At 49.4% G+C, this 23,912-nt stretch carries 27 protein-coding genes and 3 pseudogenes; 26 read left to right on the forward strand and 4 right to left on the reverse strand.

The window, feature by feature from the left end; genetic code table 11:
* A partial coding sequence (locus tag LKD70_RS14520; protein ID WP_227708644.1) for a hypothetical protein occupies positions 1–297 on the forward strand: 297 nt, incomplete at its 5' end.
* Positions 298–683: 386 nt separating this feature from the next.
* Positions 684–917: a helix-turn-helix domain-containing protein gene (locus tag LKD70_RS14525; RefSeq protein WP_227708645.1), complete on the forward strand. Its 234-nt coding sequence runs from the start codon at positions 684–686 to the stop codon at positions 915–917.
* 56 nt (positions 918–973) lie between these two features.
* Here the strand turns inward: LKD70_RS14525 and LKD70_RS14530 are convergent, their stop codons facing one another.
* Positions 974–1,264 (reverse strand): type II toxin-antitoxin system YafQ family toxin, encoded by a 291-nt coding sequence (locus tag LKD70_RS14530; RefSeq protein WP_227708646.1) that lies wholly within the window; start codon positions 1,262–1,264, stop codon positions 974–976.
* Positions 1,261–1,539, reverse strand: coding sequence for a type II toxin-antitoxin system RelB/DinJ family antitoxin (locus tag LKD70_RS14535; RefSeq protein ID WP_227708647.1), 279 nt, complete (start codon positions 1,537–1,539; stop codon positions 1,261–1,263). The genes LKD70_RS14530 and LKD70_RS14535 overlap by 4 nt, the downstream gene beginning before the upstream one ends.
* Before the next feature lie 297 nt (positions 1,540–1,836).
* On the opposite strand from LKD70_RS14535, the gene LKD70_RS14540 reads away from it, so the two are divergent.
* The 19 genes and pseudogenes from LKD70_RS14540 to LKD70_RS14635 form a co-directional block, all read left to right on the forward strand.
* Positions 1,837–2,187 (forward strand): DUF5720 family protein, encoded by a 351-nt coding sequence (locus LKD70_RS14540; protein ID WP_407690982.1) that lies wholly within the window; start codon positions 1,837–1,839, stop codon positions 2,185–2,187.
* A gap of 171 nt (positions 2,188–2,358) precedes the next feature.
* A complete protein-coding gene (locus LKD70_RS14545) occupies positions 2,359–3,276 on the forward strand; it encodes a DUF6017 domain-containing protein (protein ID WP_227708649.1) in 918 nt (305 codons plus the stop codon).
* A complete protein-coding gene (locus tag LKD70_RS14550; protein WP_227708650.1) occupies positions 3,277–3,768 on the forward strand; it encodes a PcfB family protein in 492 nt (163 codons plus the stop codon).
* Positions 3,765–4,058: pseudogene (locus LKD70_RS14555) on the forward strand (conjugal transfer protein TraG); the annotation flags it as partial. The gene LKD70_RS14550 and the pseudogene LKD70_RS14555, both read left to right, overlap by 4 nt.
* Before the next feature lie 49 nt (positions 4,059–4,107).
* On the forward strand, positions 4,108–5,955 hold the full coding sequence (locus LKD70_RS14560; RefSeq protein WP_207732025.1) for a recombinase family protein: 1,848 nt from the start codon (positions 4,108–4,110) through the stop codon (positions 5,953–5,955).
* A gap of 79 nt (positions 5,956–6,034) precedes the next feature.
* Positions 6,035–6,229 carry a transposon-encoded TnpW family protein gene (locus LKD70_RS14565; RefSeq protein ID WP_071143486.1) on the forward strand — a complete coding sequence of 65 codons (195 nt, stop codon included), beginning with the start codon at positions 6,035–6,037 and terminating at the stop codon, positions 6,227–6,229.
* Positions 6,230–6,383: 154 nt separating this feature from the next.
* On the forward strand, positions 6,384–6,686 hold the full coding sequence (locus LKD70_RS14570; RefSeq protein ID WP_071143485.1) for a hypothetical protein: 303 nt from the start codon (positions 6,384–6,386) through the stop codon (positions 6,684–6,686).
* Between the two features lie 70 nt (positions 6,687–6,756).
* A complete protein-coding gene (locus tag LKD70_RS14575) occupies positions 6,757–7,368 on the forward strand; it encodes a recombinase family protein (protein ID WP_071143484.1) in 612 nt (203 codons plus the stop codon).
* A 271-nt stretch (positions 7,369–7,639) separates the two neighbouring features.
* Positions 7,640–7,924 carry a topoisomerase C-terminal repeat-containing protein gene (locus LKD70_RS14580; RefSeq protein WP_002326770.1) on the forward strand — a complete coding sequence of 95 codons (285 nt, stop codon included), beginning with the start codon at positions 7,640–7,642 and terminating at the stop codon, positions 7,922–7,924.
* A 139-nt stretch (positions 7,925–8,063) separates the two neighbouring features.
* A complete protein-coding gene (locus LKD70_RS14585; RefSeq protein WP_000527319.1) occupies positions 8,064–8,297 on the forward strand; it encodes a peptide-binding protein in 234 nt (77 codons plus the stop codon).
* A 48-nt stretch (positions 8,298–8,345) separates the two neighbouring features.
* On the forward strand, positions 8,346–8,429 hold the full coding sequence (locus tag LKD70_RS14590; RefSeq protein ID WP_001814874.1) for a 23S rRNA methyltransferase attenuation leader peptide: 84 nt from the start codon (positions 8,346–8,348) through the stop codon (positions 8,427–8,429).
* 124 nt (positions 8,430–8,553) lie between these two features.
* Positions 8,554–9,291, forward strand: a complete 738-nt coding sequence (gene erm(B) / locus LKD70_RS14595; RefSeq protein WP_001038795.1) for a 23S rRNA (adenine(2058)-N(6))-methyltransferase Erm(B) — start codon at positions 8,554–8,556, stop codon at positions 9,289–9,291.
* 60 nt (positions 9,292–9,351) lie between these two features.
* The gene (locus LKD70_RS18955) at positions 9,352–10,257 is read left to right on the forward strand and encodes a hypothetical protein (RefSeq protein WP_178801768.1); all 906 of its coding nucleotides are present in this window, start codon (positions 9,352–9,354) and stop codon (positions 10,255–10,257) included.
* An 18-nt stretch (positions 10,258–10,275) separates the two neighbouring features.
* Positions 10,276–10,650 (forward strand): hypothetical protein, encoded by a 375-nt coding sequence (locus tag LKD70_RS14610; protein ID WP_072851246.1) that lies wholly within the window; start codon positions 10,276–10,278, stop codon positions 10,648–10,650.
* Between the two features lie 102 nt (positions 10,651–10,752).
* Positions 10,753–11,088, forward strand: coding sequence for a DUF3847 domain-containing protein (locus LKD70_RS14615; RefSeq protein WP_071143482.1), 336 nt, complete (start codon positions 10,753–10,755; stop codon positions 11,086–11,088).
* 190 nt (positions 11,089–11,278) lie between these two features.
* Positions 11,279–12,817 carry a MobQ family relaxase gene (mobQ, locus tag LKD70_RS14620; RefSeq protein WP_207732087.1) on the forward strand — a complete coding sequence of 513 codons (1,539 nt, stop codon included), beginning with the start codon at positions 11,279–11,281 and terminating at the stop codon, positions 12,815–12,817.
* Positions 12,814–14,697, forward strand: a complete 1,884-nt coding sequence (locus LKD70_RS14625) for an AAA family ATPase (protein WP_227708651.1) — start codon at positions 12,814–12,816, stop codon at positions 14,695–14,697. Before mobQ ends, LKD70_RS14625 begins: the two co-directional genes overlap by 4 nt.
* 137 nt (positions 14,698–14,834) lie before the next feature.
* Positions 14,835–16,313: pseudogene (locus LKD70_RS14630) on the forward strand (VirD4-like conjugal transfer protein, CD1115 family); the annotation flags it as partial.
* A gap of 30 nt (positions 16,314–16,343) precedes the next feature.
* A pseudogene (locus LKD70_RS14635) lies at positions 16,344–16,472 on the forward strand (Maff2 family mobile element protein); the annotation flags it as partial.
* A 154-nt stretch (positions 16,473–16,626) separates the two neighbouring features.
* Here LKD70_RS14635 and tet(40) read toward each other — a convergent pair.
* Together tet(40) and tet(W) are read right to left on the reverse strand one after the other, a co-directional pair.
* Positions 16,627–17,847 (reverse strand): tetracycline efflux MFS transporter Tet(40), encoded by a 1,221-nt coding sequence (gene tet(40), locus LKD70_RS14640; RefSeq protein WP_101692534.1) that lies wholly within the window; start codon positions 17,845–17,847, stop codon positions 16,627–16,629.
* 50 nt (positions 17,848–17,897) lie between these two features.
* Entirely contained in the window at positions 17,898–19,817 is a 1,920-nt protein-coding gene (tet(W), locus tag LKD70_RS14645) for a tetracycline resistance ribosomal protection protein Tet(W) (RefSeq protein WP_227708652.1), read from the reverse strand.
* A 587-nt stretch (positions 19,818–20,404) separates the two neighbouring features.
* On the opposite strand from tet(W), the gene LKD70_RS14650 reads away from it, so the two are divergent.
* The 5 genes from LKD70_RS14650 (at position 20,405) to LKD70_RS14670 (ending at position 23,860) form a co-directional block, all read left to right on the forward strand.
* Positions 20,405–20,686, forward strand: coding sequence for a sigma-70 family RNA polymerase sigma factor (locus LKD70_RS14650; RefSeq protein WP_330411767.1), 282 nt, complete (start codon positions 20,405–20,407; stop codon positions 20,684–20,686).
* Positions 20,679–20,879: a helix-turn-helix domain-containing protein gene (locus LKD70_RS14655; protein ID WP_006858003.1), complete on the forward strand. Its 201-nt coding sequence runs from the start codon at positions 20,679–20,681 to the stop codon at positions 20,877–20,879. The genes LKD70_RS14650 and LKD70_RS14655 overlap by 8 nt, the downstream gene beginning before the upstream one ends.
* Before the next feature lie 567 nt (positions 20,880–21,446).
* Positions 21,447–21,845: a plasmid mobilization protein gene (locus LKD70_RS14660; RefSeq protein WP_001126628.1), complete on the forward strand. Its 399-nt coding sequence runs from the start codon at positions 21,447–21,449 to the stop codon at positions 21,843–21,845.
* Complete coding sequence (locus tag LKD70_RS14665; protein WP_009249723.1) at positions 21,817–23,484, forward strand: relaxase/mobilization nuclease domain-containing protein; 1,668 nt, start codon at positions 21,817–21,819, stop codon at positions 23,482–23,484. Before LKD70_RS14660 ends, LKD70_RS14665 begins: the two co-directional genes overlap by 29 nt.
* Positions 23,474–23,860 carry a cysteine-rich VLP domain-containing protein gene (locus LKD70_RS14670; RefSeq protein WP_000998386.1) on the forward strand — a complete coding sequence of 129 codons (387 nt, stop codon included), beginning with the start codon at positions 23,474–23,476 and terminating at the stop codon, positions 23,858–23,860. The genes LKD70_RS14665 and LKD70_RS14670 overlap by 11 nt, the downstream gene beginning before the upstream one ends.
* Positions 23,861–23,912 lie beyond the last annotated feature (52 nt).

The following is a 23,912-nucleotide window of genomic DNA, read 5'->3' on the forward strand; positions in this document are numbered from 1 at the left end:
TATAAAGAAAATCGGTATCCTTTGACCGGAATCACGGTATTCAATGCCCAGAATTGCGGTATCCATCAAAGCGGAATCACGGTACTGTGTTTCCGGAATGACGGTTCAGAATCGTCCAGAATACTCATAATGACATTTCCTGTTAAAAGTATTCTTCAAGAAGAATATGCTTGCTATCTTGAAGGTAAAGCTTTTAAGTTTACTAATCAAATTGCCTATGCGTTTACTCCATATTTAGAGAAAGAAATGGATGACTATGACATGCGGAGTTCAATCTTTCTCGATAAATTTGATTAGCAAAAATCATTCCTGCTAATCACATATTTTTATAAGTTCAACTTTTCTCGGAAAATAGAAAACGCCGAAAACCTTGAAAAATCAACGTTTTCGGCGGGATTTTTGGCGTCGCTAAGAGGATTTGAACCTCCGACCTACCGCTTAGGAGTATGGCGTTCGGCTTCGCACAATGTTTACCTGATGACTTCCAATGATTTCTCGTTGTAAATAGCCTCACCCGGCGCCTGGTCAAACTGCCTAAAAATCCGCAGAATGCCGCCTCATAATGGGGTGTCCGCAGGGTCAAATTAGCAAATTATTAGCAGGAAACCAGCGCGGGAGGCCTTATACCATCGGCATTTCACATTTGCTGTTGTAAAAAATGCCGGTACGCTTTGGAGGTCATTATGAGTATCTCGAATGAAAATAAGGCTCCGCAGAACAGAACCTATACAGTGGACGACATAGCCGCTATTCTGGGAATTGGAAAGGCTTCGGCTTACAAGCTGGCAAAGTCAGGAGCATTTAAGATCATCCGCATTGGCAATATGATCCGCATTTCCAGAAAGTCCTTTGAAGATTGGCTTGGGATGGAAGAAGCCGCAGAAACAGAGGAAGAAGCTGCAGAAGAAATAGAATAAGTATTGGAGCTTAAGCAGCCGCAGGCGAAAACCTGCGGCTGCTTAGCGTTCAGAAATTATTTTCCAAATAGATCACTGTGGCTGCCGGTCCTGGCTAAGGTCAGAACCAATACTTCATCTTCAATGCGGTAGATCAGCAGCCAGTCCGGAAGAATATGACATTCCCGATGTCCTACCCAGTTTCCGGTCAGCGCATGATCCTTGTTTTTTTCAGGAAGTTTCTCTCCCATAGCTAGAGCGGCGATGATATCCTTTAGCAGATCGATTTTCAGTCCTCGCTTGACTGCCAGTTTGTAGTCCTTTCTGAACTGCGTAGTGGGCTTGACGATATACTTCGTTTCTGTCATTTTTCAAGGTCGGCAAACAGCTCATCCAGATTGGTATAGCCTTTCACGGACGGGTCTTTTGCAATCCTTTCTGCTTCCAACATGGCGGCAATCGTCTCCTTGTTGGGCTGATTCAGAGAAATGTCAAAGGGTATCCTGCCTTCCCGAAGTGACTGACGGACAAAGATATTGAACGCAGTAGAGATATTCATACCCAGTTCGTTAAACAGCGCATCGGCTTGTGCTTTAAGGTCAGAGTCCATACGGATACTGATATTCGTAGTAGAGCCAGCCATACTATCATCTCCCTTCATGCTGGTAGTTATATTATATTCTACTTGCACGAAGAAAACAATACATAGCACGAAAATTTAACAATTTATTTCCTGCTCATATTGGAGTGAAAGAAAGGAGCCGAATAAATGAAACTGAACGAAGCAGAAATGAGGATGGCGTACCAGATCGAGAGTACAGACCCGAACGCTGTCCTGAATGAAATTTACATGACCTGGCGCCTGTCAAGGAACCAGGCCACCAGGGATACGGCGGAAAGCCTCATGGCGAAGCTGCGCTCCCTGTCAAACAAGGAGTGCATGGATTTGATCCGGGAGGTCCAGGCAAATTACCGTCTGCCGGGAAAGCCCCAGACCATCGGGGAAATGCTGGCGGAGGCCAGGCAGAAGTCCGGAGCGCAGAAGCTGGCCGGACACGATATCATGGCTCTGGAACGGTTTGACCCGGACACCCGGCACATGATCGTCTTTGACGTCCTCTCCCATGACTCCCCCATGGGATGGAAGGGAGAAAAAATGCGCCTGTTCCTGACCGAAGCCGGTTACGGCAAAGCCCTGGAGAACCAGGAGAAGGGATTTATCAAAATCAGGAACCATGCGAAGGTACGCGGGGGCGATCTGCTCTATGACCGGCGCGACCGTGAGCTGTAGGGCTTAAAAAATGTATCAAATGGGGTGGAAAATCCCCTGTTTTCCCTTCTGTGGGCGGCGGTATGAAAGCCGCCCATATTCTTTCCCCTGATGAACAGGGCGGCAGATGACAGAGGGCATTTTCCACGAAAATCAACACTTTTTCAATCCATGAGGAAGGAGGTAAACGGCATGGCGGTTTTCCGTATCGAAAAGACCCGTGATTACACGGTCATGTCAAACCACCATCTGCGGAACACGGCGCTGTCCCTGAAAGCGAAAGGGCTTTTATCCCTCATGCTCTCCCTGCCGGAAGGATGGGACTATACCACAAAGGGTCTTGCCCGTATCTGCAAGGATGGCGTGGACAGTATCTGCGCCGGGGTGCGGGAGCTGGAGGAACAGGGCTATGTGATCCGGGAGCGTGTCCGGAACGCCAACGGGCAGCTTGGGGCGATTGAGTACACCATCCTGGAGCAGCCCCGGCAGCCGGAACCTGAACGGGAAAAACCTGGACGGGAAAATCCAGTTCAGGCAAATCCAGTCTTGGATAACCCTGTCTTGGGAAAACCTGAACAGGGAAACCCCGCACAATTAAATACTAAAGAATCAAGTAACTATGGATCAATAACTGATTTATCAAGTACGGAGTCATCAAATCCTATCCAATCAAATCCCCAACCCCTTATGGGGCAGCCCCCGGCAGGGACAGGGATGGGAACGGATGGGATGGGAGCCAGGGAGGTCTATCGTGAAATCATTCTGGACAACATTGAGTACAGGTATCTGATCCAGGACGACCACATCGACCGGGAGCAGCTGGACGAGATCGCGGAACTGATCGTAGATACGGTATGCTCCGCACGAAAGACAATCCGCATTGCCGGGGACGATTACCCGGCGGAGGTAGTCAAATCCCGCTTTATGAAGCTGGACAGTTCCCATGTGCGGTACGTCATGGACTGTATGCGGGAGAACACCACCTATGTCCGCAACATCAAGAAATATCTGCTGGCCGCCCTGTATAACGCCCCGGCTACCATCGGCAATTATTATTCTTCCCTGGTACAGCACGACATGTACGGGGACGGAAAGCGAGGGAGGGGTTAAATGCAGGAAGAAGTGACAGGCAGGACCGTGACGCTGATCGTCAACGGGGCCAAAATGAGCGAGCAGGTGTTTGAAAAGGCGGTGAAGAAGTTCCTGGAGGAAATCCGGAAAAGCAGGCAGCCGAAAATATACCGGGGCAAGCAGACCCTCAGACAGCTGGCCTCCCAGAACGCCGGGCTTGCCAATATCGAGATCAGCGACAAAAATATCAAAGCCTTTACTCATGTGGCGAAGAAATACCATGTGGATTTTGCCCTGAAGAAGGACACCGCCGCCGAGCAGCCCCGCTACCTGGTCTTTTTCAAGAGCCGGGACGCGGACGCCATCACGGCGGCCTTCCAGGAGTTTGCCGGCTGCAGGATGGGACGGGAGGAAAAGCCCGCCATCCGGGATCGTTTGGAGCAGGCGAAAGAACAGGCGGAGCGGAAACCGGAGCACCGGACACTGGACCGGGAGAAGGTCAAAACCAGGGATCGGAGCGTGCAGCGATGAACATAAAAAAACTGATCCTGACGAACCTCCCCTATCTCCTGTTCGCCTATCCTTTCGACAAACTGGCCCAGGCCTTCCGGCTTGCCCCCGGCGCGGACCTTTCCGCAAAGCTGCTCTCCATCCGGGACGGATTTTCCATGGCTTTTGCCTCCCCGGCGCCGAGCCTGGAGCCGGCGGACCTGCTGATCGGCATTGCCGGGGCGCTGATCCTCCGGCTGGCGGTCTACATGAAGGGAAAGAACGCGAAAAAATACCGCCACGGCATGGAATACGGCAGCGCCCGGTGTGGTGCATAATCTTAACTGTAAGGAAAACTATGTGGACGCAGGAGGTATGCACATGAACGAATATAATAAAATTACAGCCCTTTACTCCCGCCTTTCCGTCGGGGACGAGGACAGAGATGGCGGCGAGAGCAACAGCATTGTAAACCAAAAGGCATTTCTGGAACGGTACGCCCAACAGCAGAGATTAACCAATATCCGGCACTACATTGACGATGACGAAAGCGGCAGGTTCTTTGACCGCTCTGCCTATTCCCGCATGATGGAGGATGTGGAAAACGGAAAAATAGGCGTCTGCATTATGAAAGACCTGACGCGCTGGGGGCGTGATTATCTCCAAGTCGGCAATGCAATGGAGGTATTCAGACGGAACAATGTCCGCTTTATCGCGGTCAATAACGGCATAGACAGCGACAATCCCGATACATTGGAGTTTGCGCCCTTTATCAATATCATGTCGGAGTGGTACGCAAAGGACATCAGCAAGAAAGTAAAAACGGGTATCAGGACCAAGGGTGCAAGCGGCAAACCCATCGCCACCGAAGCCCCATACGGATATATGAAAGACCCGAACAACAAGGATTTTTGGATAATCGACGAGGAAGCCGCCGAAGTGGTACGCTTGATTTTCCGTCTGTTTATCGGCGGGAAGAACAGAAACCAAATTGCCGTATATCTCAAAAACGAGCAAATCCTCACGCCTACGTTCTACCTCAAACAGCACGACAGAGGGACAGCGAAAAGCAGACCGCTGAACGAGGAAAATCGCTATAAATGGAACAAAGCAACCTTAACCAAGATACTCACAAGGCAGGAGTATTGTGGTGATGTTGTCAATTTCAAGACCACAAAGCATTTTCGGGACAAGCGCAACCACTATGTAGATAAAAGCGAATGGCAGATAACCGAGAATGTGCATGAGCCGATTATCGACCGCGCCGACTTTGAAACCGTACAGCGGATTTTGGAAAACGCGCCTGTCAGACGCCCTAACGGGGACGGAGAAATCCACCCTTTGTCGGGCTTGATGTTCTGTAAAGACTGCGGCGCAAAAATGCACATTCGCATAGATTACAGGAACGGCGGCAAGCGTCATGTTGCCTTTTGCAGCGAGTACCACAAGGGCAAAGCCAAAAATCCCAAATGCAATTCCCCGCACATCATAGACGCTGATTTAGTCATGCAGACTATCGCGGATGTTCTGAAAAAAGTTGCAGAATACTCCATAAGCAACCGGGAGGAATTTGAAGCATTAGTCCGAAAAAACCTTGATATGCAGCAGACGGACAAGAGCAAAAAACAGCAGAAGCGTATTCCGCAAATTACAACACGCCTTGAACAGATTGACAAGGTGCTGAATAAACTCTACGAGGATAACGCCCTCGGTGCTATCCCACAAGACCGATACGAGCAAATGTCACAGAAATATTCGGAGGAATACTATACGCTGAAAGCGGAACTTGCAGAACTCAAAGAACAGTTATCCGCGTTTGAGGACGCAGGAGGATGGGCGCATAAGTTTTTGAAGCTGATAGAACGCTACGCCGCCTTTACCGACCTTACCCCCGCCATTCTCAATGAATTTATCAGCAGAATTGAAGTGCATGAGCGCGATAAGAAAAGGGCAAAACAAGCTGTTCAGCATATCGGGATATATTTCAGCTATATCGGCAAGTTTGAAAACGAACTGACACAGCTTGCAGAGCCGACAGAGGAAGAAATCCGGCAAATGCGGGAGAAAATCGAAGAAGCCCAAAAGGAAAAGAGCCGCGCTTATCATCGGAACTACTCAAAGGAATACCGGGCGAAAAACCTTGAAAAACGCCGGGAGTATGAACGCATCAAGGCGCGGGAATATCGGGCAAAGCGAAAGGCGCAAGCCGCTGCGCTGCCCGTATCGTAAAACAGAATAACCGACAGCAGAAAGGGATTTTCCAACTATGGGAAATCCTTTTTTTGCACCCAAAGGAAGGAGTGACCCAATGACAGAAAAGAAAACCACAACCACCGCGCAGAAGCAGCCGGATGGTATCATCACAACACAGCGGAACGGACAGACCATCGTTGCGGAGTTGTTTTTCAATCACAGAAGCGCAGAAACATTCCGCGACAAGCTGCTGAAAGCGATACTTGCCGACTATTCGCATTTTTCTGCGTCTGACGGTCAAGAGCCGTAAAAACGGAATATTTGACGATTGGAACACTCTGGACGAGGAATGTATCGCCAGAGCATTTTCTATTGAAAAAACGCCGTTTTTCCCAAGTCAAGAGCCGAAGAAAACACCCGAAAAATGCCCCTACTGCGTAACAGGGGCGCAGAAAGGAGAGTTTATGAAAACAGGACTGAAAAAGCAGGAAAAGACCACCGATATTTGGTTTGACGAGAAAGACCCCCTTATCCATATCCGCACCCACAACACCGACTTGAAGAACAGGCTGACCGCGTACAGCCGCCGCTTCCCCTCTGTCTGTAAGCTGACCGACAGCGACCCGGAAACGGGCTGTATGGAGTTTGAGATTGCAAAGGGACGCTTCTCTTTCCGTCTGACCGCACCATACAGCGAGGAACGCAGACAGGCGGCAAGCGACTATGCAAAGAAGCATGGTATTTCAGCCGGGAAAAGCAAGCCATGACACAAAGATACAGTAAAATTATTAGGTAAGGACGGTTGATGTCTATGTAAAACGAACAGGAGGATAAAAATTGACTGGAAGCATTTACGGCTATGTGCGTGTCAGCACAAGAGAACAAAACGAGGACAGGCAGCTTATCGCCTTACGCGAGGTAGGCGTTTCAGATAAGAATATCTTTATGGATAAGCAATCCGGCAAAGATTTTGAGCGTCCACAGTACAAAAAGCTGCTTAGAAAAATGAAAAAAGACGACCTGCTCTATATCAAGAGCATAGATCGTCTGGGACGCAACTATGAAGAAATCTTACAGCAATGGCGTATCATCACAAAGGACAAGGGCGTTGACATTGTGGTTTTGGATATGCCCCTGCTTGATACGCGCCGGGGAAAAGACCTTATGGGAACATTTCTCTCGGATATTGTGCTTCAAGTGCTGTCCTTTGTGGCAGAAAACGAGCGCACCAATATCAGACAGCGGCAAACAGAGGGTATCGCGGCAGCAAAGGCGCGGGGTGTGCGCTTTGGGCGACCACCACGCCCCTTGCCGGATAACTTTCATGCTGTTTATCAGAGGTGGCGTGCCGGGAAAATTACCGGCACAGCAGCCGCAAAAGAGTGTGGTATGCCCCTTGCGACCTTTCGCTACCGGGCAGAAATCTACGAAAAAGCCAAATTATTGTAAATAGGCGGTTTTACAGAAAGGTGTACTTTCCTGTAAACCGCCTATTGCTTATAGGTATTTAATATTATACTTCTTCAGACGGCGTTTTTCAAGTCTTGAAATGTAAATATTCGTTTATATCCCGGCTAATTTGTCGATAAAATGCGTTTACAGGAAAGTACACGTTACTAAAGGGAATGGAGATAAATTATTAGATATACTACTGACAGCTTCCAAGAAGCTAAAGAGGTCCCTAGCGCCTACGGGGAATTTGTATCGATAAGGGGTACAAATTCCCACTAAGCGCTCGGGACCCCTTGTAGGAAAATGTCCTAAGTGTGGCAACAATATTGTATTAAAAAAATCGTTTTATGGTTGTTCAAATTATCCTGAATGTAAGTTTACTTTAGCTGAACATTTTAGAAAGAAAAAACTAACCAAAACGAATGTAAAAGAATTACTGGAGGGAAAAGAAACCCTGGTAAAAGGAATCAAAAACAAAGAGAAAAAGCCCTACAATGCCGTTGTAAAAATTGGGGAAAAGGGATATATTGATTTTATATCTTTCTCAAAATAAACATAAAAGCCCTTTAAAGAGGGCTTTTATATATTAATCACAAATCACTTATCACAAATCACTTATCACAAATCACAAGTGATTTGTGATTGTTGATGATAAAATAAGAATAAGAAGAAATAGAAAGAAGTGAGTGATTGTGGGAAATTTAGGCGCACAAAAAGAAAAACGAAATGATACACCAATCAGTGCAAAAAAAGATATAATGGGAGATAAGACGGTTCGTGTTCGTGCTGACTTGCACCATATCATAAAAATCGAAACAGCAAAGAATGGCGGAAACGTAAAAGAAGTTATGGAAATAAGACTTAGAAGCAAACTTAAGAGTGTGTTGATAGTGCATTATCTTAAAATTTTGTATAATAGGAATTGAAGTTAAATTAGATGCTAAAAATTTGTAATTAAGAAGGAGGGATTCGTCATGTTGGTATTCCAAATGCGTAATGTAGATAAAACATCTACTGTTTTGAAACAGACTAAAAACAGTGATTACGCAGATAAATAAATACGTTAGATTAATTCCTACCAGTGACTAATCTTATGACTTTTTAAACAGATAACTAAAATTACAAACAAATCGTTTAACTTCTGTATTTGTTTATAGATGTAATCACTTCAGGAGAGATTACATGAACAAAAATATAAAATATTCTCAAAACTTTTTAACGAGTGAAAAAGTACTCAACCAAATAATAAAACAATTGAATTTAAAAGAAACCGATACCGTTTACGAAATTGGAACAGGTAAAGGGCATTTAACGACGAAACTGGCTAAAATAAGTAAACAGGTAACGTCTATTGAATTAGACAGTCATCTATTCAACTTATCGTCAGAAAAATTAAAACTGAATACTCGTGTCACTTTAATTCACCAAGATATTCTACAGTTTCAATTCCCTAACAAACAGAGGTATAAAATTGTTGGGAATATTCCTTACCATTTAAGCACACAAATTATTAAAAAAGTGGTTTTTGAAAGCCGTGCGTCTGACATCTATCTGATTGTTGAAGAAGGATTCTACAAGCGTACCTTGGATATTCACCGAACACTAGGGTTGCTCTTGCACACTCAAGTCTCGATTCAGCAATTGCTTAAGCTGCCAGCGGAATGCTTTCATCCTAAACCAAAAGTAAACAGTGTCTTAATAAAACTTACCCGCCATACCACAGATGTTCCAGATAAATATTGGAAGCTATATACGTACTTTGTTTCAAAATGGGTCAATCGAGAATATCGTCAACTGTTTACTAAAAATCAGTTTCATCAAGCAATGAAACACGCCAAAGTAAACAATTTAAGTACCATTACTTATGAGCAAGTATTGTCTATTTTTAATAGTTATCTATTATTTAACGGGAGGAAATAATTCTATGAGTCGCTTTTTTAAATTTGGAAAGTTACACTTTTTAATAACGGAGGGAATGGAATGAAAAAACTTGTAACCTTGCTTCTTTCGCTTGCTTTAGTGCTATCTCTTGCAGCTTGTGGCGGAGAAGCGACACCTGACGCATCTGACGATGCCCCCGCTTCTTCTCAAAATGAAGAAAGCACCGAAAACGACAACACCGAAAATCAAATCGTATTTGAGGAAGTTGTTGCCATTGACAACGCAGAGTGTGCGGTAAAAATTACCGAAATCGACCCCGATAATATGTGGGGCTACACTCTGAAAGCACAGCTTGAAAACAAGTCCACAGAGAAAACCTATATGTTCTCTGTCGAGAGTGCTTCCATCAATGGTGTTCAGTGCGATCCAATGTTTGCAAGCGAGGTAGCTGCTGGCAAAAAGGCTAACGAAGAAATCAACTTTAGCACCGATACTCTTGAGGAAAATGGTATTGTTGAATACACAGATATTGAATTGACTTTCAAGGTGTATGATAGCAATGATTGGTCTGCTGACCCTGTTGGAAAGGAAACAATCCATGTCTATCCATACGGAGAAGAAAACGCTGTTGCATTTGTGAGAGAAGCACAGGCTACTGATAATGTGATTATCGATAATGATTATGTTACTGTTATCGTAACAGGCTATGAAGATGATGAGATATGGGGCTATACTGCCAATCTGTTCTTGCTGAACAAGACAGACAAAACGGTAATGTTCAGCGTTGATGACGCATCTGTAAACGGCTTTATGGCAGACCCATTCTATGCAACTTCTGTTTCTGCCGGAAAATGTGCATTTAGTTCTATGGCATGGTCTGATACAACTTTAGAGGAAAACGGAATTACCGAAGTGGAAGAAATCGAAGTCCTGTTTAGAGCATACGATGCTGATGATTTTATGGGCGAAGATTTTGCAAATGAGGTAATTACATTAAATCCGTAACGAGATGAGGTGTGCAACATGAAAACGGCAAAATTAGTAATCGGAATTATCAGCATGGTTTTATTTGTTTTAGTAGCTTTTCAATCTTGCGCTGCCGGATTAGGAAATGCTTTAGCAGATAACGGCGAAGTAAGCGGAACATCAGGAATGTTGCTTGCTTTCTGTATGCTGATTGCAGGCATCGTTGGAGTAGCAACCCGAAAGAGCAAAGGCGGCGGAATTGTTGCCGGAGTATTCTATCTGTTGGGCGGACTGCTGGGAATTGTAAATTACGGTAGCTTCTCTGACCTTGCTATCTGGTCTGTCCTTTGTTTCATTTTCGGAGCTGTCTTTATTTTGGGCTCCTTGAAAATGAAGAAAGCAGATAAAAGTAACACAGACGCGGCAGAATAATATTATTCAAATAACAATAACATAATTCCCCAACAGGGCGACTATTTCCAAACCGAAGTAGCCGCCCTTTTCTTTTACTAAAAATCAAAAAGGAGGGCTACCATGTCGAAGAAAAAACCACCGACCACCATCGAGGAATGTAACGCCGAAATGGAACTGACACAGAAGAAAATCCGGCAGTATGAGAACAGGAACAAAATGCTTGACCGCAAACTTGCCATTGAGAAGCGCAAGGAGCGCAACCACCGTCTTTGTTCGCGGGGCGGCTACCTTGAAAGCCTTGTCCCGGCACTCATTGATATGTCAGAACAGGAAGCCCGCGACTTCCTCTACACCGCGGTTTTCAGCGACAAAGCGCAGGAGTTTTTGAGAAAACGAGCCGGAGAAGCGACACCGAAGAATTACCCTTGCACACAAGGGCGCACTTATACACCCTAACGGGCGTGTGCGCTCTGCCGAGGGCTTTATCTCCGCACCGGGCATTATTGCCTTGTGCAGAGATTGGCGGCTTGCGCCGCGACAGGGAAACCTACACTTTCCCTGCGACAGCTTGCGCTGTCTACCCTTTTGTGTACCCCACGAAAGCGAACACCTTGCTTTGCAAGCTATTCACTTTCATGGGGTTTTGTTGACCGTATCGGGAGGTGATACTATCGCAATCTACCATTGCAGCATTAAGATTGTCAGCCGGGGAAAGGGCAAATCTGCCGTAGCCGCAGCAGCCTACCGCGCCGGAGAGAAGCTGACAAACGAGTGGGACGGACTGACCCACGACTATACAAGAAAAGGCGGCGTTGTTCATTCTGAAATCATGCTGCCGCCCCATGCCCCACCCTCTTTCTCTGACCGTTCTATTCTATGGAACAGCGTGGAGCAAATCGAAAAATCGAATAACTCACAGCTTGCGAGGGAAATCGAAATCGCCCTACCTGTTGAACTTTCAAGAGAGGAACAGACCCGCCTTGTCCGGGAATACTGTTCCTCTCAATTTGTTTCCAAAGGAATGTGCGCCGACTTCAATATCCACGACACAGGCAACGGCAACCCACACGCTCATATCCTTTTGACTATGCGCCCCCTTGATGAAAAAGGCACATGGGCGGCGAAGTCAAAAAAGGAATATGTCCTTGACGAAAATGGGGAGCGCGTAAAGCTGCCAAGCGGCAGATACAAGACGCGCAAGGTTGACCTTATGGACTGGAACAGGCAGGAGAACGCCGACCTATGGCGCAAGGCGTGGGCTGACCTTGCCAACGACTATTTAGAGCGAAGCGGCAGCGCGGAGCGTATCGACCACCGCAGCCATGCAGAGCGTGGTATTGAGGAACTCCCCACCGTCCACATGGGTGTTGCAGCTTCCCAAATGGAGAAGAAAGGCATAGCCACCGACAAGGGAGAAATCAACCGCATGATACAAAAGACCAACCGACTTATGCGGGAAATCCGGGGCTATATCGACAGCTTGAAAGAATGGCTTGCGGAGGTTTTCGCCGCTAAGAAGCAACTGCAAGCTGCCCCGCACTCTCCCGATATTGCCACGCTGCTTACAAGGTATTTGAGCATTGAACGAGAGAAAAGCCGGAAGTATTCACAGGGCTGGCAGCAACAGCATACTGCCGGGGAATTGCAAAAAATCAGCAAGGCGATTGTCTATCTGCAAAGCAAGGGCATTGCTACCCTTGAAGATTTGGACGCTGCCCTTTCCTCTGTTGATGAAGAAGCAAAGCGGCTGAATACAAGCGTTGTTGCCAAGCAGAAGCGCATGAGGACATTGGAAAAGTTTATCGAGCATGGCAGCAACTACAACCGCTTGAAGCCCATTCACGATGAACTGAAAACGCTGAAAAACGGATGGGGCAAAAAGAGAGAAAAATTTGAGCAAGCCCACGAAAGCGACCTCATTATCTGGAACGCCGCCAACCGTTTCCTGCACGCAAATCTGCCGGAGGGTACAAAGTCTTTCAAGGTGTCCGAGTGGCAGAAAGAATTTGACGAACTGAAAGCCCAATCCACAGGCGAATATGAAGAACTGAAAACAAAGCGCAGCGAGGTTAAGGAGTTACAGCAAATCCGAAAGTGCATTGATATTGTAGAGCAAGCCGAGCAGCGCACACAGGAACAGACACACCAAACACCAAGACGCAAAAAGGAGGATATTTCCCTATGACCTACACCAAAGAACAGATTGACCGGGCAAATCAGACCGACCTTGTATCATTCCTGCAAGCCCAGGGCGAACAGCTTGAACGCGCCGGACAGGAGTACCGTTGGAAACGGCACGACAGCTTTACGGTCAGAGAAAACAGATGGTATCGGCACAGCCAGAGCAAAGGCGGCGGTCCGATTGATTTTGTCATGGAGTTTTACGGCAAAAGTTTTCTTGAAGCCGTTGAAATGCTGATAGGCGAACGGGGCGAAGCACCCCCACCCGTCTATCTGCAATTCAGACTACCACCCAAAAGCCCCGACAACCAAACAGCGAGGAACTACCTTACAGCCGCCCGGCGCATTGATGAAGATGTGTCGGGCTTTTTCTTTTCCTGCGGCGATCTCTACGAGGAAGCCGCCCACCATAACGCCGTATTTGTCGGCAGAGATGAAAGCGGCATACCGAGATATGCCCACCAACGGGGAACGGTGGGCAGCTTCCGGCTTGATGTGAAAGGCAGCGACAAGACTTTTAACTTCTGCTACCGGGGCGAGGGCGAAAGGCTTTTTGTCTTTGAAGCCCCCATTGACCTGTTATCTTTCCTCTGCCTGTTCAAAAAGGAATGGCAGAAACAAAGCTATCTGTCATTGGGCGGCGTGAGTGAAAAAGCCCTGCTGCGTTTTCTCTCTGACCGTCCGAATATCAAGACCGTCTATCTCTGCCTTGACAGCGACAAAGCCGGGACAGACGCTTGCAGCCGCCTTAACAGCATTATCCCCCAAGGCTACACCGTCAATCGCCTTGTACCGTTGTTCAAAGACTGGAACGAGGTTTTACAGCGTAAAGAGGAAATTACAGACGGAAAATATCTGCGCGAAGCTGTCTATGGCTTGCGTGAGCCGCAACAGGAAGAAACCGTTGAAATTATCCGCATGAGCGAGGTTGACACACAGACCGTTGAATGGCTATGGGAGCCGTATATCCCTTTTGGAAAGGTAACAATCGTACAGGGCAACCCCGGCGAGGGAAAAACCACCCTTGCCCTGCGCCTTTGCGCCGCCTGTACCAACCGCAAGCCCTTTCCGGCTATGGCAGAGCATGAGCCTTTTAATGTTATCTATCAGACCGCAGAGGACGGTTTGGGCGATACCGTCAAGCCGCGCCTTATGGAAGCGGACGCAGACCTTGACCGGGTACTTGTCATTGACGAGGGCAAACAGGAATTGTCCTTATCCGATGAACGCATAGAAAGGGCAATCCGGCAGACCGGGGCGCGTCTTATAATCCTTGACCCCATACAGGCGTATGTAGGCGAAAAAACGGATATGAACAAGGCAAACGAAATACGCCCTATCTTTCGCCGCCTTGCCGAAGTTGCAGAGCGTACCGGGTGTGCCGTTGTGCTTATCGGGCACTTGAACAAAGCTGCCGGAGGTCAGAGCGCATACCGGGGATTAGGCTCTATCGACTTCCGAGCCGCCGCTCGTAGTGTGCTGCTCATAGGGCGCGTGAAACGAGAGCCGAATGTGCGCGTTATCATTCACGACAAATCTTCCCTTGCACCGGAGGGTAAGCCTATGGCGTTTTCGTTGGGCGCGGAAAGCGGCTTTTCATGGATAGGCGAATATGACATTACCGCTGATGAACTGCTGTCCGGCACAGGCGGCAACACCGAAACCAAGACCGAGCAAGCGGAAAGGTTGATACTCGATTTACTTGCAGACGGTAAGGAAATGGCAAGCGAGGATATTGTCAAGGCGGCAGCCGAAGCCGGAATATCCGAAAGAACGGTACAAAATGCCAAGCGCAGCATGGGCGGCATATTGGGCGCAAGGCGCGTTGGAAGTCAATGGTACAACTTCATCAAGAAGAAGCAGCCGCCCGAAACTGCAAAATGAAAGTGCAAAACGCAGAGCCTTTGCACCTTGCACTTTCGCACTTTCACTTTATCAACTCGCCCCATGTTGACCGCATGGGGCTTTTCTCTTGAAAAAATCCTGTTTTGCGTCAATAAATTGCGAAAAGCACTTGACAAAACGCTTCATGGGGAACGGCAGCCGATATCGCCCCTTTCGTAGATAAGGATTTTTTCAACAACATCCCTATGACGCAGACGGAGCGGATCACCATGTCGAGCCGCCCGAAGCAGCCGAAGTACGCCAGGAATAAAAACATTTTAGTCATCGGCGGCTCAGGGAGCGGAAAAACAAGGTTCTTCTGCAAGCCTTCCCTGCTCCAGGCACATTCCTCCTATGTCTGTACCGATCCGAAGGGCACCCTCCTGCCGGAGGTCGGCTCCTTCCTGGAGCGTAAGAAATACCGGATCAAGTGCCTCAATCTCATTAACTTCAAGAAGTCCATGAGATATAACCCGCTGGCGTACATCCGTTCCGAGAAGGATATCCTAAAGCTGGTAAACGCACTGATCCTGAACACAAAGGGGGAAGGGGAAAAATCCTCCGAAGATTTCTGGGTCAAAGCCGAGCGGCTGTACTATTCGGCCCTGATCGGCTACATCTGGTACGAGGCGCCGGAGGAAGAACGCAACTTCATTACCCTTCTGGACCTGATCAACGCCAGTGAAGCCAGGGAGGATGACGAGACCTATCAAAGCCCGGTGGATATCCTGTTCCAGCAGCTGGAGGAAAAGGAACCGGACCACTTCGCCGTGAAGCAGTACCGCAAATTTAAGATGGCGGCCGGCAAAACTCTGAAATCCATATTGATTTCCTGCGGGGCCAGATTAGCCCCCTTTGACATAAAAGAGCTCCGGGACCTGATGGAGACGGACGAACTGGAGCTTGACACCCTGGGCGACAGCAAGACGGCGCTGTTCGTTATCATTTCCGATACGGACAGCACCTTCAACTTTGTGGCCGCCCTGATGTATTCACAATTATTCAACCTTCTCTGCGACAAGGCCGATGACTTCTACGGCGGGCGGCTGCCTGTCCATGTCCGGCTCATCCTGGATGAGTTCGCGAACATCGGCCAGATACCGAACTTCGATAAGCTGATCGCCACCATCCGGAGCCGTGAAATATCGGCTTCGATTATTTTACAGTCGCAGAGCCAGTTAAAGACCATCTACAAGGACGCGGCGGATACCATTGTGGGTAACTGCGACAGCACCTTGTTTTTGGGAGGCAAGGAGAAGTCCACGCTCAAAGAAATATCCGAGCTTCTGGGAAAGGAGACCATTGACTCCTATAACCAGTCCGAAAACCGGGGCGCCCAGACTTCCCACGGCCTTACATATCAAAAATTGGGAAAGGAGCTGATGACACAGGACGAATTGGCAGTAATGGACGGGGGCAAGTGTATCTTCATGCTGCGGGGCGTGCGCCCGTTCCTATCGGAGAAGTACGACCTGACAAAGCACCCGAATTACCGGTACACTGCCGACGCCGACCCTAAAAATGTCTTTGACATGGAACGGTACATGAAGAAGCAGCGCGCTGTGGTAAAGCCCACGGACAGCTTCGATGTGTACGAGATTGATGTAACGGAATAGCTCAAATACATTTTTAGGAGGATATGATTTATGGAATTTTTCAACAGCGCAGTTGACGTTTTGCAGACCCTTGTGATTGCCCTGGGCGCAGGCCTTGGTATCTGGGGCGTGGTAAATCTTCTGGAAGGTTACGGCCAGGACAACCCTGCCAGTAATGCTCATGTACGGTAAAGTATCACAAGAAAATTATGTCGAATTGACAGCCGCCTCCGCTATACCGAATAAGGAAATAAAGAGTCCTCAAATTTTGCGCTACTAAATGAAGACGAGCGGAAGTAATCTCCCGCTCGTCAGTAAACTTAACTATGCCATATCAATCCCGCTTCTTTCCCGCCACCGGCACTAAGAACAGCGCGGGCAACAGCAGGAAAGCGGTACAGACCAGCCCCCAGGGTATGGACACCTGCTGGGCTACCAGCCCCACAATAGGCCCGCCGATGATCTGCCCGAAAGAGTCCAGCTGTCCGCTGGTGGAAAAGACTGTGGCGCGCATTTTCTCATCCACATGGTCTTGCATCCAGGCGGCCAGCACAGGCTCCTTGATGGTGCGCATAAGCCCCGCCAGCAGGAACACCAACAACATGAACCAAAAGCTCCGCCCCACCGCGAAGAGAACCAGGCACAGGATATACCCGGCGCTGGTGGACATGACCACACTGGTTCGGCTGACAGTCCCTTTTTTCTCCATGCGGGCGATGAGCAACTGAGAAGCCAGAATACCTAAGCCGTTGCCGATAAGACTGATAACACCGAACCAAGTGACGCTGTTCAGCGGCCCGATAACGGGTATTACCGTGTCATCCAGAAAATGAGCGGTGGAGAGCCGGTCAAAGCCTTCACTGGCAAGTCCCCCGCATAGTGTGATTGCTAAGAGCGCCAGCAACACAGGTGCGCCTTTCACAAAGCCCAGGTTGAGCTTGAACAGGCAGACAAAGTCTTTAAGCAAGCCCTGCCGTTCCTCAATAGCAGGGGAGAAGTTGGTTTCTGGCATGATGCGAACCATCACCAGCCCCAACAACAAGCACAAACTGCCCCCCAAGATGACAGGCATTTGCAGGTTTATGTTTCCCAGCAGTGTGCCCAGCACCACGCCCAGAACGCCGCCGATTTGCCCCATTTGACTGCCCCGCAGGAACACCTTGTCTATGGGTTTGTCCTCTTCCTCCGAGGCAATCCACGCCTCCAGAGCGCCGGTGATGAAGGTATCACCGCAACCCCAGACAACCTGGGCCAGCAGAACCGGCGCGAACCACGGCAGCGCACCCTCCATCAGAAAGCCCAGGCCGTAGAGGAACATTCCAATCAGCACCGAGCGCCGACGGCTATACAAATCCGCCACCACACCGGTGGGCATCTCGAACAGAAAGCAGGAGGTCTCCTGAACCGTCCCTACCAGGACAAGCTGGAAAGCATCCAGCTGCACCACCTCCAGGTGGTACACGATGGAAAGCACTGTGGACATAGAAACCGCCAGGGAACAGACAAATCGGAACAGCAGGTAGACAGAATATGCCTTTGAATTTTTAGCAAACATGAAGTTACATTCTCCTTTCAAATCTCATTTTATATGACTTTTGCAAGCTGTTAAGCTAACTTGTGGAACATATGCCGAACCTTATCTATACGGCTATTCGGGCGGCGGGGCTGGATGACCGGCTGACCGACAGCGGCCTGATATCCTTTCAGCTCTGTAAGGCATACGCTCCGCCCGTTGGTGTAAAAGGCCAGATCAGTACGGTATGCCTGTATACAGCGGGCGGGAATCTCGCCAGTAAAGACAACTTCATCCTTTTTTACCTGGGCCGTTTCGATGGTGGCACAGTATTTCGGTGCATCATGATAAGCCCTGGAAAGGTATTCCTGGGGCGCATAGAGGATGAAGGAGAGATAAGGTTCCAGCAGCTGCGTCCCCGATTCCTTCAATGCCTGTTCCAATACAATCGGGGCCAATGAGCGGAAGTCCGCCGGCGTGCTGACCGGACTGTAATAAAGCCCGTATTCAAAGCAAATCTTACAGTCCGTTACGTTCCAGCCGAACAAGCCCTGCTCCAGCCCGTAACGGATACCATCCCTGACAGCGTTTTGAAAACTCTGGTTCAAGTATCCCAGCGAAACCCGGCTCTCGTATTGTACACCGGAGCCAAGCGAGAGTGGTGTAACAGACAGTCCTATGGATGCCCAAAACGGGTTGGGCGGCACCTCGATATGGATGGTGTGGCTGGCTGCTTTGAGCGGCCGCTCCATATAAATGACGGAGGGTTCCTTTACCACTGTTTCAAGCTTGTATTTTTCCGACAGCAAAGCGGAAACAACCTCCAACTGCACCCGGCCCAAAAAAGAAAGAATGATCTCATGGGTGATGGAATCCACTTCGCAACGCAAAAGCGGGTCAGTATCCGCAAGTTGCGTAAGAGCGTCCAGCAGCCGTTCTCTTTGCGCTGCCGTTTTCGGCGCAATCGTCGTCCGCAGCATGGGGAGGGGGTCCTCGCGCCACCTTTTACGAGGGAGCCGGGTTTGGTCCCCTAATACATCGTTTAACCTCACGCTGTCGCTGGGAAGGATAACAATTTCACCCTGATAAGCGGTGTCTGTCCGAACAATTTCCCCTTTGGATGGAATACGCATCTCTGTGATTTTCAGCTTTTCTCTCCCGGCCAGGGCCACCGTATCCCGCAGGCGCAGCGTTCCGCTGTATAACCGTAGATAGACACGCCGCTGGCCGCAATCGGTGTACTCAACCTTGAAAACGCTGCCGCATAGGGCGGCGCCCCCCTGTTCCCCAATCGGTTGGAACAGCCCTGTCACCGCATCCATCAACGGTTGAATGCCAAGGCCCTTTTTGGCGCTGCCATAATAGACCGGGAACAGGGAGGCGTCTTGAACCCGCTGCTGTTCCTCCCGCGCAAGTTTTTCCCGGCTGATTGGTTCTCCTGCGATATACTTTTCCAATAATTCATCGTTATTTTCGATGACCGCATCCCATGCTTCTATGTCGGTATTTTCCTCCAGGACTATTTCCGGGGACAGCGACACCGTCTGCTTGATGATAATATCGGCGGAGAGCTTATCCCGAACAGACTGAACCACGCTCTGCAAATCAACGCCAGCCTGGTCGATCTTGTTGATAAAGATAACGGTGGGAATGTTCATTTTCCGCAGGGCATGGAACAGAATACGGGTCTGGGCCTGCACGCCATCTTTAGCGGAGATCACCAAGATGGCCCCATCTAAAACAGCCAAAGAGCGGTACACCTCCGCCAAAAAATCCATGTGGCCGGGCGTATCCACAATGTTAACTTTACATCTGTGCCACTGGAAGGAAGTGACTGCCGCTTGAATGGTAATCCCACGCTGCCGCTCCAAAAACATGGTGTCCGTCCTCGTTGTCCCTTTTTCGACGCTCCCCGGTTCTGAAATGGCTCCGCTGGCATATAGCAGGCTCTCCGTCAAGGTCGTCTTTCCAGCGTCTACATGGGCAAGAATTCCAATATTGATTATTTTCATGTGATTGTCCTCCCTTTACAGCCCCAAAGGGCATAAAAATCCCCAGCAGTAAAATACTTTTACCACTGGGGATTATAAGTTGCGGACATACACATATACAGCATACACCTGTTTGTGATTGCTGTTTTTGGGGATATGTCAAAATTGATAAGGCAAAAGTATTCTTAAATTGGGTACAAAAAACTAAGCCCCTACAAAAGGAGCTATCATAATCCTTTGTTCCCACTATTTGATTATAGTTTTATTTAAGAATACCTTGCCGCATATTTTTTACTCCTTTTCTGGATTAAATCATTGTATCACATCAGTTTTAATCATTGTATCACATCAGTTTTAGGAAAGCAAGTACCTAAAAGAAATTTTTCTTCCCCTTATATGTAACAATCATACCGGCTTCCTAGCGTTCAGAATGTTTTCTGCTGTCTGCTGTGGTGTTTGGTTGGAATTGTCCAACCAAAAGCCGATCCGTGGTGTTGTCTGCATTTTACTAAATACAAATTCAATGTATACAGAAAGATATAAGGAGTGGGAGGGATTCCGCCGTAGTTGGCATTGTAGGAAAATCCAAAAGTTTAGATTTTCCCACAATGCTTATCTTTTGGTCTTTGGTTCGGAATAGTGTAGTGCTGGCGGTCTATCTCTTGTTTTCGGTTGCTTGCTTCCTTACCGTACATGAGCATTCTCTTGCGGCTGCTCTTGCCCGATTGCCGGAACAGACGCAGGAAGAAATCTTTTTGTACTACTTTCAGCACTTGACGCAGAAAGAAATCGGAGAACAAAGCGGCTGGACACGCAGCACAATCGGGCGGCATATACGGCTTGCCTTGAAGCGGCTGAAAGAGGAAATGGAGGTGCTGTCCCATGAGTAACCGACTTCTCCCCTATGACACTATCATAAAGGCACATGAGGGCGACCCCATAGCGATACAAGCCGTCCTTGACCGATACGCTGGATATATCCGCTACTTCTCTAAGATGAACGGCTATTACAACTCTGATATGGAGGACTACATCAGAACAAAGCTGATTGAAAGCCTGTTCAAGTTCCGGCTTGACCGATAACATAGAAACTGAATATCCCGCCGCCCCGCAGCGGCACATGAAGCAGTAAATCCGAAAAAGATTTGCTGCTTTTTTTGCGCTCATTTTTGGCAAATTTCCAAAAGTTCCGTATTAGATAGTGAAACCAAAAAAGGCTGCCGTTTTTTTTAGACAGCGGGCAAAACGCAGCTTCCGAAACGCCTTATTGTCGGGAAAGACCGAGCCGCCGGAAAAGTTCTTGCCGGAAAGTCCGTCATTTTTGCTTTTTGCGGTGTTGTAGGGAGTAAGAGGAAGAACGCCAGCCCGCAGCCTTTTATGAAAAAGCTGGTTATAGATTTTCTGAAAAAGTGGCAGTAGGAAGTGAACGGCAGTCCGGCAGTTTCTTAGAGCAAGTTTCTACCACGGTGCCAAAATCCGCAATTCTGCGGTTTTGCCACTCGCGGGAAACTTGTTGGGGAGTGCCTTCCCCAAACCCTGCTATGCGGCTTACGCCGCAAAAATATTTCTGTCCGGCAGACAGGAAATGCCCCGAAAATAGCTAACAGACCAGCCCATTTTTTGTGATAAGTGAAAGGAGGTTTACAGCCCATGCCGAAGCGATACAACACCCCCCACCGCAGCCATGTTGTGAAAACCCGGCTGACCGATGAAGAATACGCCGACTTCACAGAACGGCTTGCGCCCTATGGTATCAGTCAGTCCGAATTTCTCCGGCAGGCCATCCGGCGCACTACCATACGCCCCGTACTCCATGTGTCGTCAGTCAATGACGAGCTGCTCTCCGCTGTCGGGAAGCTCACAGCCGAGTACGGCAGGATTGGCGGCAATCTCAACCAGATTGCCCGCACCCTCAACGAGTGGCATAGCCCCTACCCGGCTATGGCAAAGGAATTGCGGGAAGCGGCCGCCGACCTTGCCGCCCTCAAGTATGAAGTCCTAAAGAAAGTAGGTGACGCCGTTGGCAACACTCAAGCATTTAGGCTCTAAGAACGCCGACTACGGAGCCGCCGAACAATACCTGCTCTTTGAGCATGACGAATTTACTATGAAGCCCGTCCTTGATGAAAACGGCAGGCTTATCCCCCGTGAGGATTATCGCTTGTCCACGCTGAACTGCGGCGGCGAGGATTTTGCCGTTGCGTGTATGCGCTCCAATCTCCGCTATGAGAAAAATCAGCGGCGGGAGGATGTGAAAAGCCACCACTATATCATCAGCTTTGACCCACGGGACGGGCCGGACAACGGCCTGACCGTAGACCGGGCGCAGGCGTTGGGGGAGCAATTCTGTAAAGAGCATTTCCCCGGCCATCAGGCCCTTGTCTGCACCCACCCGGACGGGCATAACCACAGCGGCAACATCCATGTGCATATCGTCATTAACAGCCTGCGGATAGAGGAAGTGCCGTTCCTGCCCTACATGGACAGGCCAGCGGACACGAAAGCCGGGTGCAAGCACCGCTGCACCGACGCAGCCCTACGCTACTTCAAGTCCGAGGTCATGGAGATGTGCCACCGGGAAGGACTTTACCAAATCGACCTCTTGAACGGCAGCAAGAACCGTGTCACAGACCGGGAATATTGGGCGCAGAAAAAGGGACAGGCCGCACTGGACAAGCAGAACGCCCCCATGATTGCAGGCGGTATCACGCCCCGGCAGACCAAGTTTGAAACGAACAAGGAGAAGCTGCGGCAGACCCTACGGAAAGCCCTTGCCACCGCTGCCAGCTTTGACGAGTTTTCCTCTCTGCTGTTGCGGGAGGGTGTGACCGTCAAGGAGAGCCGGGGGCGGCTGTCCTACCTCACGCCAGACAGGACGAAGCCTATCACCGCCCGGAAGCTGGGCGGCGACTTTGACCGCACCGCCGTCCTTGCCGTTTTGGAGCAGAACGCCCAGAGGGGCGTAACGGTTCGCTACACCCCGCAGCACCAAGCCGCCAGAGCCGCCGAACAGACCGCAGCCATACCCGAATACCTACACGCCGGGAAAGGCCGCTTACAGGGCGAAAAGACAGGGAAAATCGACCCCAGACAGGACAGTGTGCAGCGGCTTGTGGACATTGAGCAGAAGATGGCCGAGGGCAAGGGCAAAGGCTATGAACGATGGGCGAAGATACACAATCTGAAACAGGCCGCCAAGACCCTGACCATCTACCAACAGTACGGCTTTTCTTCCCCGGAACAGCTTGAAGCCGCCGTTGCTACCGCCTATCAGGAAATGCGCCAGACCAGCGGCGAACTGAAAGCACTGGAAACGAAGCTGCAAGGGAAAAGGGAGTTGCGGCAACAGGTACTTGCCTATGCCAAGACCAAGCCCATCCGCGAGGGGCTGAAAGCGCAGAAATCCGAGAAAGCCCGCGCCGCATACCGCCAGGCAAACGAGAGCGATTTTATCATAGCCGAAGCCGCCGCCCGGTATTTCAAGGCACAGGGGCTTACCAAGCTGCCCGGCCGAAAAGCGTTGCAGGCCGAGATCGAGCAGCTTATCTCCGAGAAAGACGGCCTGTACAACACCTATCACGAACAGAAGCAGCGGTTCAGGGAGTTGCAGACCGTCAAGCGGAACATCGACCAGATTTTGCGCCGGGAAGAGCCGCACCGCAGAAAGGAGCAGAGCCATGAACGATAAGCCGTCCCGCATGGACTACCGCCAGCACCAGGCAGCCCGCCGCCTTGTGCATGAGTGCTGTAACTACGACGAGGGGAACTGCCTGCTGTTAGACGACGGGGAGCCTTGCGTGTGCGTCCAGAGCATTTCCTATTCCCTCATGTGCCGCTGGTTCCGTGTGGCTGTCCTGCCCCTTGACGGGGAGCTGGCCGCAGCCCTCTTGTACCGGGGGAGCCGGAAACGCTGCGCGGTCTGCGGGGCGGCCTTTGTCCCCAAATCCAACCGGGGGAAATACTGCCCCGGCTGCGCCGGGTGCATGAAGAAACGCAAAGCCGCCGAGAGAAAGCGGAAACAAAGGCAGAAATGTCACGCTTTAGAGCCTTTCAAACCCGCATAAATCAAGGCTTTTTTCGTGGGTGTCAAAGGGTATGCGATACATTTATCCTTTC

The organism is Ruminococcus turbiniformis (genome assembly GCF_020687545.1).
GTDB classification, from domain to species: Bacteria; Bacillota; Clostridia; order Lachnospirales; family Lachnospiraceae; genus Mediterraneibacter; species Mediterraneibacter turbiniformis.